At 55.3% G+C, this 15,584-nt stretch carries 16 protein-coding genes; 4 read left to right on the top strand and 12 right to left on the bottom strand.

The features are described 5' to 3' along the window. Positions 1-3: 3 nt before the first annotated feature. Positions 4-1,224, top strand: a complete 1,221-nt coding sequence (locus SIB68_RS06935) for an aldo/keto reductase (RefSeq protein WP_063399501.1) — start codon at positions 4-6, stop codon at positions 1,222-1,224. Here SIB68_RS06935 and rsmG read toward each other — a convergent pair. Further along, the gene (gene rsmG, locus SIB68_RS06930; RefSeq protein WP_063399500.1) at positions 1,221-1,964 is read right to left on the bottom strand and encodes a 16S rRNA (guanine(527)-N(7))-methyltransferase RsmG; all 744 of its coding nucleotides are present in this window, start codon (positions 1,962-1,964) and stop codon (positions 1,221-1,223) included. The two genes, SIB68_RS06935 and rsmG, sit on opposite strands and share 4 nt — an antisense overlap. Here rsmG and SIB68_RS06925 point away from each other — a divergent pair. Together SIB68_RS06925 and SIB68_RS06920 are read left to right on the top strand one after the other, a co-directional pair. Further along, positions 1,963-2,595 carry a J domain-containing protein gene (locus SIB68_RS06925; RefSeq protein ID WP_063399499.1) on the top strand — a complete coding sequence of 211 codons (633 nt, stop codon included), beginning with the start codon at positions 1,963-1,965 and terminating at the stop codon, positions 2,593-2,595. The genes rsmG and SIB68_RS06925 overlap by 2 nt on opposite strands. After that, entirely contained in the window at positions 2,567-2,803 is a 237-nt protein-coding gene (locus SIB68_RS06920) for a DUF3143 domain-containing protein (RefSeq protein WP_041374690.1), read from the top strand. Before SIB68_RS06925 ends, SIB68_RS06920 begins: the two co-directional genes overlap by 29 nt. 34 nt (positions 2,804-2,837) lie before the next feature. Here the strand turns inward: SIB68_RS06920 and bioA are convergent, their stop codons facing one another. The 6 genes from bioA to SIB68_RS06890 form a co-directional block, all read right to left on the bottom strand. After that, positions 2,838-4,166 (bottom strand): adenosylmethionine--8-amino-7-oxononanoate transaminase, encoded by a 1,329-nt coding sequence (gene bioA, locus SIB68_RS06915; protein WP_063399498.1) that lies wholly within the window; start codon positions 4,164-4,166, stop codon positions 2,838-2,840. 459 nt (positions 4,167-4,625) lie between these two features. Then, entirely contained in the window at positions 4,626-4,781 is a 156-nt protein-coding gene (locus SIB68_RS06910; RefSeq protein ID WP_011825131.1) for a hypothetical protein, read from the bottom strand. Continuing rightward, entirely contained in the window at positions 4,778-5,476 is a 699-nt protein-coding gene (gene bioD, locus SIB68_RS06905; protein ID WP_236068836.1) for a dethiobiotin synthase, read from the bottom strand. The genes SIB68_RS06910 and bioD overlap by 4 nt, the downstream gene beginning before the upstream one ends. Then, positions 5,443-6,216 (bottom strand): methyltransferase domain-containing protein, encoded by a 774-nt coding sequence (locus SIB68_RS06900; protein ID WP_081215466.1) that lies wholly within the window; start codon positions 6,214-6,216, stop codon positions 5,443-5,445. Before SIB68_RS06900 ends, bioD begins: the two co-directional genes overlap by 34 nt. After that, the gene (locus SIB68_RS06895; RefSeq protein WP_063399496.1) at positions 6,195-6,911 is read right to left on the bottom strand and encodes an alpha/beta hydrolase; all 717 of its coding nucleotides are present in this window, start codon (positions 6,909-6,911) and stop codon (positions 6,195-6,197) included. The genes SIB68_RS06900 and SIB68_RS06895 overlap by 22 nt, the downstream gene beginning before the upstream one ends. Then, positions 6,908-8,050, bottom strand: a complete 1,143-nt coding sequence (locus SIB68_RS06890) for an aminotransferase class I/II-fold pyridoxal phosphate-dependent enzyme (protein WP_063399495.1) — start codon at positions 8,048-8,050, stop codon at positions 6,908-6,910. The genes SIB68_RS06895 and SIB68_RS06890 overlap by 4 nt, the downstream gene beginning before the upstream one ends. Before the next feature lie 131 nt (positions 8,051-8,181). Here SIB68_RS06890 and SIB68_RS06885 point away from each other — a divergent pair, with 131 nt between their 5' ends. Next, a complete protein-coding gene (locus SIB68_RS06885; protein WP_063399537.1) occupies positions 8,182-10,956 on the top strand; it encodes a DEAD/DEAH box helicase in 2,775 nt (924 codons plus the stop codon). Positions 10,957-11,149: 193 nt separating this feature from the next. Here SIB68_RS06885 and SIB68_RS06880 read toward each other — a convergent pair whose 3' ends face one another. The 5 genes from SIB68_RS06880 to SIB68_RS06860 all read right to left on the bottom strand — a co-directional run bounded on the left by SIB68_RS06880 (position 11,150) and on the right by SIB68_RS06860 (position 15,581). Beyond that, positions 11,150-11,533, bottom strand: a complete 384-nt coding sequence (locus SIB68_RS06880) for an MFS transporter (protein WP_236068834.1) — start codon at positions 11,531-11,533, stop codon at positions 11,150-11,152. A gap of 106 nt (positions 11,534-11,639) precedes the next feature. Then, the gene (locus SIB68_RS06875; RefSeq protein ID WP_236068832.1) at positions 11,640-12,167 is read right to left on the bottom strand and encodes an MFS transporter; all 528 of its coding nucleotides are present in this window, start codon (positions 12,165-12,167) and stop codon (positions 11,640-11,642) included. A 172-nt stretch (positions 12,168-12,339) separates the two neighbouring features. Continuing rightward, on the bottom strand, positions 12,340-13,737 hold the full coding sequence (fumC, locus tag SIB68_RS06870) for a class II fumarate hydratase (RefSeq protein WP_063399494.1): 1,398 nt from the start codon (positions 13,735-13,737) through the stop codon (positions 12,340-12,342). A 158-nt stretch (positions 13,738-13,895) separates the two neighbouring features. After that, entirely contained in the window at positions 13,896-15,191 is a 1,296-nt protein-coding gene (gene purB / locus SIB68_RS06865; protein WP_063399493.1) for an adenylosuccinate lyase, read from the bottom strand. Between the two features lie 45 nt (positions 15,192-15,236). Then, positions 15,237-15,581, bottom strand: coding sequence for a hypothetical protein (locus tag SIB68_RS06860; RefSeq protein ID WP_413681809.1), 345 nt, complete (start codon positions 15,579-15,581; stop codon positions 15,237-15,239). Positions 15,582-15,584: the final 3 nt, after the last annotated feature.

The raw sequence follows: 15,584 nt of genomic DNA, 5'->3' as shown, positions 1-15,584 counted from the left end.
TTAATGAAGGCGTCTTTGGTGCAGAGCTCTCTGCCTTGCCGCCGCTTTGGGCGCACCGGTTTATCAATGCCTGTGTTGTCTTTAGGGGGGATGCGCTTTCAGCAGAGCTGGACAGATTTGGAGGCGGAGGTGATTACCTCTGAGTCGCAGCAACTGCTGCAGGACATTTTGGAGCGAGCGGTGGCCTGTGGCTTCCATCATGTGGAGACGGCACGCCATTACGGCAGCTCTGAGCGGCAGTTGGGATGGGCGCTGCGTGATGTCTTGGATCCACAGCGGCTGTTGCAGAGCAAAGTCCCTCCTCGTGAGGATCCCAAAGTCTTTGAGGCGGAGTTGGCACTCAGCTTTGAAAGATTGGGATGTGAACGATTGGATCTTGTTGCCATCCATGGCCTCAACCTTTCGGAGCATCTGGAGCAGACCTTGCGACCAGGAGGTTGCATGGATGTATTGCGACGTTGGCAGGGTGATGGACGCATCGGCCATGTGGGCTTTTCCACCCATGGCCCCACAGACCTAATCGTGCAGGCGATCGAGACGGATGCTTTTGATTATGTGAACCTGCACTGGTATTTCATTTATCAAGACAATGATCCTGCACTGGATGCAGCTGCTCGTCATGACCTAGGCGTTTTCATCATTAGCCCGACAGATAAGGGTGGCCATCTGCATAGTCCCTCGTCTCAACTTCTGGAACTCTGCGCTCCACTTCATCCAATTGTGTTCAACGATCTGTTCTGCTTGCAAGACCCAAGGGTTCATACGATCAGCGTTGGCGCAGCGCGACCCAGTGATCTCGATCGGCATCTCGAGGCGGTCGATCTCTTGCAGAGTGCCGCTGAGTTGCTGCCACCAGTTCAGCAGCGACTCGTTGATGCGGCACAGTTGGCTTTAGGTGAGGCTTGGTTGACCAGTTGGCAGAGGGGCTTACCGCCCTGGCAGGAGTCTCCAGGCGAGATCAATCTTCCGATCTTGCTTTGGCTTCATAATCTTGTAGAGGCTTGGGGAATGGAGGGTTATGCAAAAGCCCGCTACGGCTTACTTGGCAGTGGCAGTCACTGGTTTCCTGGAGCGAATGCCGAAGCACTGGATGCAGATGTGAGTGAGGCGGCCCTCAGGGAGGTGTTGGTGAACAGCCCCTGGTGTGATCAGATCCCAGGCTTGCTGCGTAGGTTGCGCAACCGTCTTGGTGGTCATCCTCAGCAGCGACTGACCAGTGTTTAAGACCCGAGCGGGTTCTTGGCAGGTACACCGATTGGACGTGGAAAGGTCTCTGGGCAGGGGAGCGTTGCGCGCAGGCGTAATTGGTGACGCACCCCGCGATTGTCAGGAAGTTCGCGACGTTCAATCTTGATTAGATCGGCTTGTAGCAATCTGAGAGCCTTAGCGAGATCCTTTGCATCGTTGGGGCTCCAATGGCCACGAAATAGCAGGGCTTCACCGCTTGGCTTGAGAAGGGGGATGAGGTATTCGGCGACAACCGGTGCTGTGCTCACTGCGCGAGCCATTGCGAGATCAAACAAGCCGCGGCAGCAGTGATCATGCCCGGTGAGTTCTGCCCGTTCGCTACGTACCGTGACGCGGGATGCTAACCCTAGCTTTGCCGCCATTGCATTGAGGGCAGCTGTCTTGCGGCCTACCGAATCCACCAAGGTGATACTTGCGCCTGGTAGTGCGATGGCTAGCACCAGACCGGGAAAGCCTCCGCCGCTGCCGATATCGATGCAACGACGTGGTTGTTGGGCGTTCTGCAATTCGCTCTGCAGAGGCCAGAGGCTGTCGAACACCTGCATAATCCAATAGTCACCACCTTCGACCAGGCGGGTGAGGTTGACCCGGGCATTCCATTGGCGCAGGAGGGCTTGTAGGGCGATCATTTGCTCCAGTTGTTCACTGGAGGGATGCCATCCAAGGGCATTCCAGAGCTCCGGGCCTGGGTTGCTAAAGCAGGCCTGATTTGACATGGGCAATCAGAACATAGTTCTCTCTAGGATGGAATTTTTCAAGGGGAAAGGAGATGATTTTCTGCGAGTTGCCGATCAACTTCTGGTTTTGACTCTTGCGAAGAGCCATTACGAGCGTCTGGGAGTTGCGCGCTCTGCAGATGTTGAAACCATTCATCTAGCCTTCCGCCGTCGCAGTAAGGTTCTGCATCCGGATACGGCTCCGCTTCCTGCTGAACAGGCTGCCAAGCAGTTTCAGTTGTTGTGTGAGGCCTATGAGCTTCTCACCGACCCGGTGCGACGCCAGGCGTATGACGCCAGCCTGATGGCAGAAGGGTTGTTGGCTGCGAGCCCCAGTGTTGGTACTGATGCGCTGCCTTCAATGTCTTCTAGTGCTCCGAAGGGGGTTGGTGTGCGCCGTCCTCTTTCCGGGGGGGAGTGGTTTTCTCTGCTTCTTCTGGGACTGACTTTAATGTTCAGCCTGCTGATTGGCTTTGGAGTGGCTTGGGCTCATGGACGTGAGCTGCAAGTTTGGCCAAGTTGGCTCAATAGTGAACAGACTGCTGGCAGGATTTCAATAACAGGTGTCATCAATGTCGTCGTTGCCTCCCGAACAGACGCCTTTGGATCGCCATTCCCTCGTTTCTCTTGAAAGTTGGCTGCAGCGGCTAGGTGCTGAGCGCAGTTGTGAGGATCCCTGTCGATGGATTTGGCTCATGCCTGAATGGTCAGCTGAGATCGTTCTGGAGCAGGAAGAATTGAGGGTTGCTTGGGAGCAAGGTGGTCAGCGCAGTCAGTGCTGTTTCCCTTATGGTCTGCCCCGCTCTGATGTTGAGGCTGCTCTTTCGGAAGGCCCTTAAGAACGATGGTGTTGCTTCTGTTGAGCGCTTGAATTCAGAGGGCTTCCAAGCCTAAATGGATGGCTGCATAGCATTGCTCAAGCTGAGTGTCATTGAGGCAGAGCGGAGGCAGCAGATAAACGACCTGACCTAGAGGCCGCAGGAAGACACCATTGTTGATGGCTTGTTGTTTGACGATTCGTCCTGCTGGATTGAGGTAGCCATGGGTCCCGTCTATCGCGAGGTCGAAGGCGGCGATGGTGCCGGTCAGTCTTGGTTGCTGCACCTTTGGATGTTCAGCTAGGGCTTCGAGATGAGGTCGATGCCTAGCCTCAAAGTTTTCGTAGCTTTCTGGGTTGGCCTCCAGTAGATCGAGGCTTGCGTTTGCGGCTGCGCAACCTAGGGGATTAGCAGTGAAGCTATGGCCGTGCCAGAGGGTGAGAGATGGATCATCTCCTAAGAAGGCCTCAAAAACCTCTTCGCGGGCCATGGTGACGCCCATGGGCAAAAATCCCCCGGTGAGTCCTTTCGATAAAGCGATCAAATCGGGAGCAAGCCCTGCACGCTTGAAGGCGAATAGGGCTCCACAGCGTCCGAAACCAGTCAGAACCTCATCAGCAATCAGCAAGGCTCCCGCAGCACGTACGCGTTGTTCGACTCCTCGTAGGAATTCCGCTCGCACCATGGCCATGCCGCCTGCCCCTTGGACTAATGGCTCCAAGATGACTGCTGCTGTTGGGGTTTGAAGGCAGCGTTCCAGTTCAGTTAGAGCAATCCGTTCACGTGTTTCAACCTCTTCATCACCCCACCAGGTAGCGGGCCAGGGCACCCGTGCTACTGGAAACAACATCTCCTCAAAGGGGGCACTGAATAGGTTGCGCTCTCCCACTGCCATCGCCCCGAACGTGTCGCCGTGGTAGGCCCCGTTGAAGGCGATGAGTTGTTGCCGAGGTTCGCCGCGGTTGTGCCAGCACTGACAAGCGATCTTGAGCGCAACCTCCACGGCGGTAGAGCCGTTGTCGGAGAAAAACAGGCGTTGAAGGCCTGTTACGGCACTGAGGCGCGCTGCCAGTTGTTCTGCTTGGGGATGAATGAAGTCAGCAAAGATCACCTGCTCCAGTTGCTTTGCCTGGGTTGCGATGGCGGCGGCGATGCTGGGATTGGCATGGCCATGAAGGGTGACCCACCAGCTGCTGATTGCATCAATCAGGGGAGGTGCACCATCCAGCATCAACAGCGCTCCATCCGCCGCGATCACACGTTGCGGTGGTGATGCCGATGCGATCTGAGTGAAGGGAGGCCAGAGATGGGGATGCCAGTTGTTGGCGTTTGGGGCGGCGAGTGGATCGAAGCAATCCATGATCCGATGGGATTGTGTTGCCATCTTGGATTGTGATGTTGCGGCTTGAACCGATCACGATGGCTTTTTGCAATCCTTTGGCTAGAACCATTGCTTGGCGATTGCACCACCATTTGCACTTTGAGGATTTTGATATGGCTTGCCAGTGCTTTTAATTAAGTGATGAAATCCTTGTTATCAAAGTGGTGCTTTGAGTTGTCTTAAGCTATTGCAAGGCTTTCCTCAAGCTTCTTTTTATGATGTCTTGAAAGGCATTTGAGCCATTCTGCTGTAGATAATTATGATTTACTTTGTAGTTGATCTATTCTGTTGATTTGGTTTTATCGCTTTTAGGACACGTTTGGACATGTGCTGACTCAGCAAGAAGGAATACTGAATTCGCTAAGGCTTGTCGTTGTCGATGCGGAGATTTTTGCGTTTGAATTCAATTCATCCATCCCTTTGGCTTGCTTCAGGTTGTTGCATTGATGAGATGGGGCTGATTCAGCGGCAGACCTCGCTTTGTTGTTCCCCTTCTGTAGCGAGGGGGCCGCAGTTGACCCAGCGCACCATGCCGACTTCTATGTCGGTGAATAGCACAAGGATTCCTCCACAGAGAAGAACAACTCCAACGGTGGCCCATGACTGACGCTTGTTCATTGAATTGGACTCCAGGATTTCAGTAGCCGTTTGAAGGTAAGGCTCAGGTCTTGCAGATGCCACTGCTCTGCGAGTGTTGCCGCCGTGAGATTGGGTAAGTGAGGCAACTGAGCGATGACTGGAACACCACCAAATTGTTCCAGGGTTTTTGGATTGTCGGGGTGGGGTGGACCATTGAGCACCAAACCTAAGACCTTCAGATTGCGTAAGCGCAGTGCTTCAAGGCTGAGCAGGGTGTGGTTGAGGGTACCCAGGCCACTGCGTGCAACGAGGATGAGCGGTAGTTGCCAACGCACGAGTTGATCGAGTTGTAGCCATTGACGGTTGAGTGGCACCATTAGGCCGCCAGCAGTTTCTATCACTACAGGACCAGATACATCAGGCAATACAAGTTGATCGGGGTTGATGCAGCAGTTCTCTTGTTCTGCGGCCCAGTGGGGTGATACTGCGGCCTGGAGGTTATAGACCTCTGGGTGCCAACGTTCGGCGGGAAGATCAAGGAGCCGACAAACCCTATTGCGGTCTCCACCGTCTTCCTCAAGGCCGCTCTGTATTGGCTTCCAATAGGTGGCAACTAATCCTTGCACTAGCAATGCACTCACCACGGTCTTGCCGACGTTGGTGTCTGTGCCGCAGACGATTAGAGGAGTCGTTGCCTCAGTCATCGCTGGATTAAAAGCAGTTGGATCAGCCATGTGAGTTGTGCATCTCCACTGTTCTGGCAACGTGGCCAGGCTTGTTTGAGATGGCGCCAGTTGCCAACCCCCATGGTTGGGCAAGGGCTGGCCTGGGCACCAATTTGGCGCATTGGTTTCAAGAGCTGAAAGACTTCAGGACTCTGTTGGGTGAACTGGTGTAGCTGTTGATGGCGGATGTTATTGCTGGACAGCAGATCAAGCAATGACGCTTGGGAGGGGAATGGCAGAGCTGTGCAGCTCACGCCTGCTGTTGCTGCTGCTTGGTGCCACTGGGGGAAGCTTCCCTGGACTGGCAGAGCCAATGCCAGCCAGCCTTCAGGAGTGAGAGCGGCCATCCATTCATGTAGTCGTTCTAAAGGGTTAATCAGCCAGTGAAGGGCAAAACTCGAGGCCAGCAAACTAGGTAGTTGGGGCCATGAGGGAACGCCCAGATTGAGATCCCACAGCAATGTTTGGCTGGAGTGGTGATGATGTTTCAGCATCTCGGGACAGCCATCCACGCGGAGGACAGCTTGGTGGGGATTGCAGGCCTCCAGAGCATCTGCCATTAGGCCTGTACCTGAACCGAGGTCTACCCAGAACCCTGCTGGAATGGGCTGCCGAGCACACTGTCTGGCGAGCCTCCAGGCAACGGCACGTTGTAATTGCGCCTGGCTGTTGTAAGTGCTTGCAGCTTGCTCAAAGTTGCTCAACACTTGTTTTGACCAGCGATTGCTCAAGGGGCTGACTCCAGCCACTTGTGCACGCGTTCAATGAGTTCGGGTATCAGCAAGGCATGCCCCGCTTCAGGCAAGATCCAATGGCAAGGGGGGCTTTGTAGATGGTTGAGCAGGGCTTCTTTCAAGGCGATTCGTGCAGCGGGGGCCACGATTGCGTCTTGCGCCGCTTCCACCACTAGCACCCTTGCCTTGGCAGGAAGTCCTGCTGGTAAACCATCAGTTTTGATGAGTAACTCGAGATCAGCCTGCAGTTGCTTGCGGCCGTTTGCTGAGAGGCCTTGCTGGATGGGTCCCGCTGGCAAGGCGCTAACGGGCATTGGCTGGGCGGCCCTCGCCAGGAAAGTGTGGAGCATGGCGCTTTCAGTTGCTGTGCCGAGGCGTTCTTGCATGCCCTTTAGGCCAGTGCGTAGGGCACGGTTTGCTGGTCCTTTGGGCAAGAAACCCCCGAAGCTTGCCAGCAGCACCAGATCGGTGGCCTGCGCAAGCACTTCGCTGGCGAGCAGGTGTGGGCCTAAAGAATGGCCAACCACCACCCGCCTTTGTTCTGGTTGTGGTTCAGGGGCGTTATGCCATTGGGGTTGAAGCGGTGGCAGTGTTGCGTAGCCCTGTTCTTGGCTTTGCCACAACCAGCCATCGGCTTGAAAATGGCGGGCCCAGAGCTGCCAGGTGTTGCTATCGCCACACCATCCGTGCATGGCGATTACCTCTTTCATCCAGTTTCAAGGGCGCTCATCAGCCGTTCCAATGTCTCATCGGGTAGCCCCCTGCGCAGCACAAGCCGAAGGCGCGCCGTGCCTTCTGGAACAGTGGGAGGACGGATGGCCACGCTAAGGAGGCCGGCTTCCTCGAGTTGACTTTGGCGATTCAGAGCTTGTTGGTCGGAACCGATCACCAGAGAGAGGATGGGTCCATATCCAGGCGGGCGAGCCCATCCTCTAGCTGTCAATTGACCACGCCATTGCTCGGCACGCTCTTGCAGTTGCTTGCCCCATTGAGGGTGAGATTGGATCAGGTTTAGGGCAGTGAGAGCTGCCGCTGCTAAAGGCGGTGCCAGTGCTGTGGTGTAACGAAAGGCGCCACTGGTTTGCAGAAGGTGATCGCCCATGGCGCAATCACCAGCCAGGAAGGCACCACCGCTAGCGAATGCTTTCCCGAAGGTGCCGCTGATGATTGAAACTGGTGCAGAGAGCCCATGGCAAAGACCTCGCCCTTGAGGACCGATCACACCCAGGGCATGGGCTTCATCCACGAGCAGCCTGGCACCATGCACTTCGCAGAGTTCGGCCATTGTTGAGAGCGGTGGACTGGTGCCCTCCATGCTGAATAGGCTTTCGGTGACTACAAGCGGCCGTTGATGCGGTTGATGATGCCGGCAGAGCTTGAGGCGCCGCTCAAGGTCTGCCAGGTCATTGTGGCCATAACGCTGCAGCCTGGCGCCACTTGCTTTGACACCCATCAATAGAGAATGGTGAGCTAGGCGATCAGCCAGTACTGGGGTATTGCGGCTGGCCAGTGCGATCACTGCTGCCAGGTTTGCTTGGAACCCGCTTGGGAACAGTAAGACCCGCTCGCGACCCAGCCAGTCGGCGAGTGCTTCTTCCAGTGCAACATGCACTGGCCGGCTGCCAGTTACTAGCCTGGATCCACCTGCTCCAACACCTTCTGAATGCAAGGCCGCTCCGGCGGCTTCGATCAGCTCAGGATGCCGACATAGGCCTAGGTAATCGTTGCTGGCCAGATCTAGTAGAGGTTTTGATTTCCCCTGAGCTGACACTGGTTTGAACTCAGCTGGCCCTGGGCCTGGCCGCCAGGTGCGCAGCTGGCGGCGACGTGCTGTGGGCTGGCTTTGCATGGGTCCAGTCTGCAAGCCCTGCGCAGTTCAGGATGGCTTCTTTGGCTTGATTTTGCCTTGTTGGCATGCTGGCTGGTGCCAATGCCAACGATTACCAGAAGTGGATTGCAGGGCTCTTTAGGATTGAAACCATGAGTTCAGTGGCGCACGTCACGACTGCTTCCGACGTCGTCAAGCTTGAACTGGATCCATTCGCGATCTTTTCTTTTCCGCTGGATGAATTCCAGCTTGAGGCCATTGCCGCACTTAACCATGGACATTCTGTGGTGGTTAGTGCTCCTACGGGATCCGGTAAGACATTGGTGGGCGAATATGCCATCCATAGGGCGATTGCCCATGGGCAGAAGGTTTTTTACACCACGCCCCTGAAGGCTCTTTCAAATCAGAAGTTGCGCGATTTCCGTGAACAGTTTGGTTCGCAGAACGTGGGGCTGATGACCGGTGATCTGAGCGTCAATCGTGAGGCCTCGATTGTGGTGATGACCACCGAGATCTTCCGCAACATGCTTTATGCGGAAGCAGACCAGGCTGACGATCCGTTGGCTGACGTGGAAGCGGTGGTGCTCGATGAGTGCCATTACATGAATGACTCTCAACGGGGCACGGTGTGGGAAGAGTCGATCATTCACTGTCCAGCGTCTGTGCAATTGGTGGCGCTTTCTGCAACGGTGGCCAATGCTGGACAGCTCACCGACTGGATCGAGCGGGTGCATGGCCCTACACAGTTGGTGTTCAGTGATTATCGGCCGGTACCACTGCAGTTCAGCTTCTGCAGTGCTAAGGGATTGCACCCTTTGCTCAACGATGCGGGCACAGGACTTCATCCCAACAGCAAGGTGTGGCGTGCTCCTAAGGGGCACAAGCGCAAGGGGCGTTCCCCTAAGCCTCCTCAGCCAGAACCACCGCCTATCAGATTTGTGATTGCGCAGATGGCGGAGCGCGAAATGTTGCCGGCGATTTATTTCATCTTCAGCCGTCGTGGCTGTGATAAATCCGTTAAGGATCTTGGCTCTCAGTGTCTGGTCTCACCGACCCAGCAAGAGCTGATTCGCCAGCGTCTTCGAACCTATAGCGAGACCAATCCAGAGGCTGTTCGTGATGGCATCCATGCTGATGCCCTGCTGCGGGGCATTGCTGCTCATCATGCTGGTGTGCTGCCTGCGTGGAAGGAACTGATCGAGGAGTTGTTTCAGCAGGGGCTTGTGAAGGTGGTGTTTGCCACTGAAACGCTTGCGGCAGGGATCAACATGCCGGCACGTAGCACTGTGATTTCAGCGTTGTCGAAGCGCACTGAGCGTGGCCACCGACCACTGATGGGCAGCGAATTTTTACAGATGGCGGGCCGTGCCGGGCGGCGCGGGTTGGATTCTCAGGGTTATGTGGTCACAGTGCAAAGTCGTTTCGAGGGCGTGCGTGAGGCAGGCCAGCTGGCCACCAGCCCAGCAGATCCTCTTGTGAGTCAGTTCACCCCTAGCTACGGCATGGTGCTGAACTTGTTGCAGCGCCATGACCTCAAGAAGGCAAGGGAACTTGTAGAACGCAGTTTTGGACGCTATTTAGCCAGTCTGGATTTGGTGTACGAGGAGGAATCGCTGGAACAACTGCGGCTACAGCTGGGGCAACTGCAGGGAGTTGCTGGTGATGTTCCCTGGCAAGACTTTGAGGATTATGAAAAGCGACGCAGTCGATTGCGTGAGGAGCGGCGTTTGTTGCGGATTTTGCAGCAACAGGCTGAGGAGACCTTGGCCAATGAGCTCACCCTGGCTTTGCAGTTTGCAAGTGTTGGCACGTTGGTGAGCCTGAAGGCCCCCCAGTTGCGGGGACGTGTCACTCCAGCTGTGATCGTCGACAAGCTTGAGGGCCCAGGCCAGTTTCCGCTTCTGCTTTGCCTAACCGATGAGAACGTTTGGCTACTGCTGCCCTGTCCGGCGGTTGTCAGTCTGCATGCGGAATTGAGCTGTTTGCAAGTGACTGAAATGATTGAGCCGGATCTGCAGCGCTCTGGCGAACTTCGCCATGGGGATCAGCACAGTGGAAGCCTTGCTCTTGCTGTCGCCCATATGGCCAAGCGTCACGACATGACGACTCCCCAGTACGACCTGGCCGGTGAGGTGTTGGCCCAGGCGCAGCGGGTTCGTGGTCTTGAGGAAGAGTTAGAGCAGCAACCGGCTCATCGTTGGGGGGATCGCAAACAGCTCAAGAAACATCGCCGTCGTATGGAGGAGCTTGAGCTTGAGATCTGCGAACGTCAGCAGTTGCTGCACCAGAGGACCAACCGTCATTGGGAGACCTTTTTGAGTTTGATCGAGATCTTGCAGCACTTTGGTTGTCTTGATGATTTGGATCCCACGGAGATTGGACGCACTGTGGCGGCGATGCGGGGCGACAACGAACTTTGGCTGGGTCTTTCATTGATGAGTGGCCATTTGGATGACTTGCACCCTGCCAATCTGGCGGCGGTGTTCGAGGCGATTAGCACGGAGGTCAATCGTCCTGACCTTTGGAGTGGCTACCCACCACCGGCGAGTGCGGAGGAGGCCCTCCATGATCTAGCAGGTATTCGCCGAGAGCTCTTGCGGGCACAGGAGCGCTGCCAAGTGGTTGTCCCCGCTTGGTGGGAGCCTGAGCTGATGGGTTTGGTCGATGCCTGGGCCCGTGGTACTGCCTGGAGTGATCTGATTGCCAATACGTCACTGGATGAGGGCGATGTCGTGCGGATCCTCCGCCGCACGGTGGACCTGCTCGCACAGGTGCCTTACTGCGAGGCGATCAGTGAGCAGTTGCGTCGTAATGCACGTTTGGCACTGAAAGCGATCAATCGCTTCCCTGTGTGTGAGGCAGAGGATCTGTTAGATGCGGTTGCAGTTGACGAAGAACTCAATCCTGCTACAGAGCTGGTGGCTTGATCAGGCGAGTTCTGGTTGGTTAGTGGGCCATGACAAATTTCTCCTTGCGCGGTTTCGTATCTTTTACTCAGAGGGTGAGCCCTGTTGATATGAACATCAGGACGACAACGAGACCAGAGCCTTGGAGCTCCTGGCCCGGAGATGGGACCAAGCCCTTAGCAACCCCTATTTGGGCAAGGAAGCCAACAGCGGGCTAAATGAATACTGGCAGCACCATGACAACGAAGTTCACGAAAGCTAGTTTGACCGCACGGTTATGACGTTTTGCCACGTCGGCCGTCATCATGAAAGCCAGCAGCTGGGAACCTGTTGTCAATCCGAGAGCGATCATCAACATCGCGTTCCACCAAAGCGGGGCTGAGTTCGTCAAGGCAATCGCAACGGCGATCACGGACGACAAGATTGCTCCAGTGACAAAAAGAATCTTGCGACGCTTCAAGCGATCGGATAAGTGCCCAGTTGCAATTCCTCCGGCGGCGAAACCAATGAAGATGAGCGTGGTGAGCAAACTCGACAGCCCTGTCGACAAATCTGAGTGGATGTGCATGAAGGTCACTCCCCAAAGATCGCTAATCACTTAGATCGGGAGATGTAAACCTGCTGCGGCGAGAGAAAGACATCAGATATTCCGGTCGCGCATGATTTCCTTGATAAGACTCGCGAGTGGGTGTGGACTTTTTGGATCAAACCCGTCTTCTCACATCAACTCCACGAACCAATTGGGGCGCTTGGGTAGGAGTTTCCACAGCATGAGAGCGATGATGAGACCCGCCCCTGTACAAACCAGCAAAGGGACTCGCCAACCCCATGACTTCGTCAGAATCAGAAGTGGGTATTGAGCGAAAGATGCGCCCAGAGTGCCCATCGCTACGGTTAAACCCGGGACCATCCCATGGCGTTTTGGCGTGAACCAGATCATGGCGAGATAGATGACGCAGAGATAAGCAACTGAACCAATCCAATCCCTGAATTAAGCGTCCTAGTCCCAGCACCACCACATTGTTGGTGCTGGCAAAGAGCAGACAACCCAGGGCTACGACAAGTGCCGCTGGGGCGACGACGGCACGGACTCCGAAGCGATCGAAAAGGCGGCCTACAAGAAGCTGTGAGGGAGCGTATGCGAGGAAATACATTCCCATGGCGAGGCCAAACTCTCCTTGGCTCGAGCCGGTGACCCGCATCAATTCGGGTTGTAGGAAGCCCGGGGCCACTCGTGAGACGAACTCTTAGAAATAGAAAAGGGAGCAAACTAGAAAGAGCATCCAGGGTCGCAAACCCCGGCGGGTGCGCTGGGCTTGACCATGAAGATTGCTGATTCGTTGCTGTGCGGAACTCTGGCTCTGGATGCTTCTTGATTCGCCAGGATTTGATGTCATCGGGGGGTCACAGCCGAGCAGATGTCATCAATGCCGGATTAACAATGCGATCGAAGTCTTCTTGGCTCACATAGCCGAGTTTTAGTGCTGCTTCACGCAGGCTGAATCCCTCCTCATGGGCGAGGTGGGCAATCTCACTGGCTTTGTCGTAACCGATTTCTGGGGCTAAAGCTGTCACTAGCATCAGCGATTGCTCTAGATCATGCTGGATCTTGATTCGGTTTGGTTCAATCCCTTGCACCATTGCCAGCCGGTAATTGCGGCAGGCGTCATGTAGCAATTCAATGCTGTGCAGCAGGTTGAAGCCAATCAGGGGTTTGTAGACGTTCATTTGGAGATGACCACTACCACCTGCCATGGTCACGGCTGAATCAAGTCCGATGACCTGTAAACAGACCATGGCCATGGCCTCGCATTGAGAGGGGTTGACTTTCCCAGGCATGATCGAGCTTCCCGGCTCATTCTCAGGTAGATGCAGCTCTGCCAGGCCGGCCCTTGGGCCACAGGCCAGTAGGCGCAGATCATTGGAGATCTTGAATAGGGCAACCGCCAACATGCGCAACTGAGCCATTGCATTCACTAAGCCGTCATGGCTCGCCATCACGGCGAACTTGTTCTTCGCTGAGCTGAATGGCAGGCCTGTGATACTGGCAAGTTGTGCAGCTGTTTCTTGACCGAAGCGAGCTGGGGCGTTGAGGCCAGTCCCCACGGCGGTGCCTCCAAGCGGCAGGGGATAGAGCTCTATCAGGCTTGACTGAATACGACTATGGGCTGAGGCAATTTGATCCCGCCACGCAGAGGCCTCCTGACCAAGGGTGAGAGGTACGGCATCCTGTAGATGAGTGCGACCGATTTTGATGATGTCACTCCATGCATTGCTTTTTCGGGCAAAGGCTGCGATCAATCGCTCCAGTTCAGGCAGCAAGTTTTTGGTGATCCCCTGGACTGCGGCGATATGTATAGCTGTAGGGAAGGCGTCATTGGTGGACTGGGATCGATTGACATGATCGTTTGGATGCACCGGCCTATGGCTACCTAGGGGTTCGTCGTTTGCCTGAGACGCCAGGTTGCTAATCACCTCGTTGACATTCATGTTTGTGTGGGTACCGCTACCGGTCTGCCAGACCCTCAGTGGAAACTGGTCGTCGTGGAGACCGGATGCAACAGCAGAGGCGGCCTTGATAATTTGATCCCGCTGGATTTCATCGAGAACACCCAGGCGACAGTTCACGCTGGCGGCAGCCTGTTTGATCAATGCCAAGGCATGGATCAGTTCGACTGGCATGCGGTCTGTGCTGATGGCGAAGTTAAGGAGCGATCGCTGGGTTTGTGCACCCCAGAGAACCCCAGCGGGTACCTCAACAGTGCCCATGCTGTCGTGTTCGATACGCATCAGGTCAGCCATCAAGTTTTTGGCAAGGGGCAGAAGCAGATCACATTGATCTTCACGTGTTTTCTGGGGTTTGAGAGCGCGTTAGAACCCATTCAATGATGGTAAAAAGTCTGGCGAGACTTAAACGACTCAAATCATTCCAATCGGTTTAGACGTCCAGGGCATGTGATTCAGAGTCCGAGCCGTTGCCAGATCACGTCCAGGTTGGCTTGGTGTAGCTCTGTGCTGAAGCATTCGGCTAGCGCCTTGGCATTGAGAAGGGTCGATACTTCAGGATCGGCCTCAAGATTGGCGCGGAAGTTACCCCCTTCGGTATTCCACGCAGCATGGGCGTTGCGCTGGACAACACTGTAGGCATCTTCTCTGCTCATGCCGTTCTCAACAAGCGCCAATAGCACCCGCTGACTGAACACCACGCCGCCATAGATATTCATGTTGCGGCGCATGTTTGCTGGATAGATGCCAAGGCCCTGCACGACTTGGGTCATCTCTCGCAACATGAAGTGGAGTGTGACGGAGCAATCCGGCAGCATCATTCGCTCAGTGGAGCTGTGACTGATATCACGCTCATGCCAGAGGGCCACGTTCTCGAGTGCTGCGACGACATAGCTGCGTAGGACCCTTGCAAGACCACTAATTCGCTCAGCCCGAATCGGGTTGCGTTTGTGTGGCATCGCCGAACTTCCCTTTTGTCCCTTAGCAAAGCTCTCCTCCACTTCCAGCACATCGGTTCGCTGCAAGTTGCGGATCTCTGTCGCGAATCGATCTAGAGACGCTCCCACTAATGCAAGGGTCTGTACATAGTCCGCATGACGATCGCGAGAGATGACCTGGGTACTAGCGGTGTCTGGGATGAGGCAAAGGCGCTCGCATGTGAGCTGCTCAACCTTTGGATCCGTGTTGGCGTAGGTGCCCATGGCGCCACTGATCTGGCCTACAGCCACATCCCGTTCCAGCCTCTCCAGTCGCTCGGCATTGCGCATTGTTTCTGCTAGCCAACCGGCCAGTTTGAAACCGAAGGTGATTGGTTCGCCATGGATGGCATGGGAGCGGCCGATCATGACTGTGCCCTTGTGCTCCACTGCCAAGCTGCGGATCGCCTCTTGAAGGCTGCCCAGTTCTTGTTTTAGCAATGCCACAGAGTTTTTTAACTGCAGGGCCAGACCCGTATCCAGCACATCGCTGCTGGTCATGCCGACGTGGATGTAGCGGCCGGCATCCCCTACGTGTTCATTAACGTTGGTCAGGAAGGCGATGACGTCGTGGCGAACCTCTGCCTCAATCTCCAAGATGCGCTGTGGTTCGAAGGTTGCGCGTTTACGAATCTGCTGCATTTCAGCCTCTGGGATCTTCCCCAGTTGACAGTTGGCCTCACAAGCAGCGATCTCTACATCTAGCCAGCTTTGATACTTGGCCCTGTCGGTCCAAATCTCGCCCATTTCGGGCAGTGTGTAGCGCTCGATCAAGGGCTCACAGAAGGGCGGTTGATTCTTGAACTTAAGTCTTTGGATTCAGGCTGACTTGAGTCGACGGTGTTCAACTTCCCAATGAACATGTTGCCCCCAGGCCTGTTGCCGTACCCAGCAACGGCCACCTTTGCATTGGATCAATTGGAATGGCGGTAGATCGTTGGGTTGATTTTCAAGGGTCACAAAGCTGCCCGGCGGCAGTAGCTCCAGCACTGTGGCGAGTTGCTTTTGAGGAACAACATGCAGATTGCTGCGGCTTGTGTACCGATGGATAGCTATGGGTTGTGGAGGTTGGCCTAGAGACACGTCCTGGCGGGCGAGTTGCGGTGATCTTCTCGGAAGCTTTCGCTTTTTGCGGTGGTTAAGAGGTTTTTGTTTCGTTTTCAAGTC

The organism is Prochlorococcus sp. MIT 1323, assembly GCF_047304905.1.
In the GTDB taxonomy this organism is placed as follows: Bacteria; Cyanobacteriota; Cyanobacteriia; order PCC-6307; family Cyanobiaceae; genus Prochlorococcus; species Prochlorococcus marinus_D.
The sequence above is the reverse complement of the archived record's forward strand: the minus strand, read 5'-3'. Positions and strand labels throughout refer to the sequence as shown.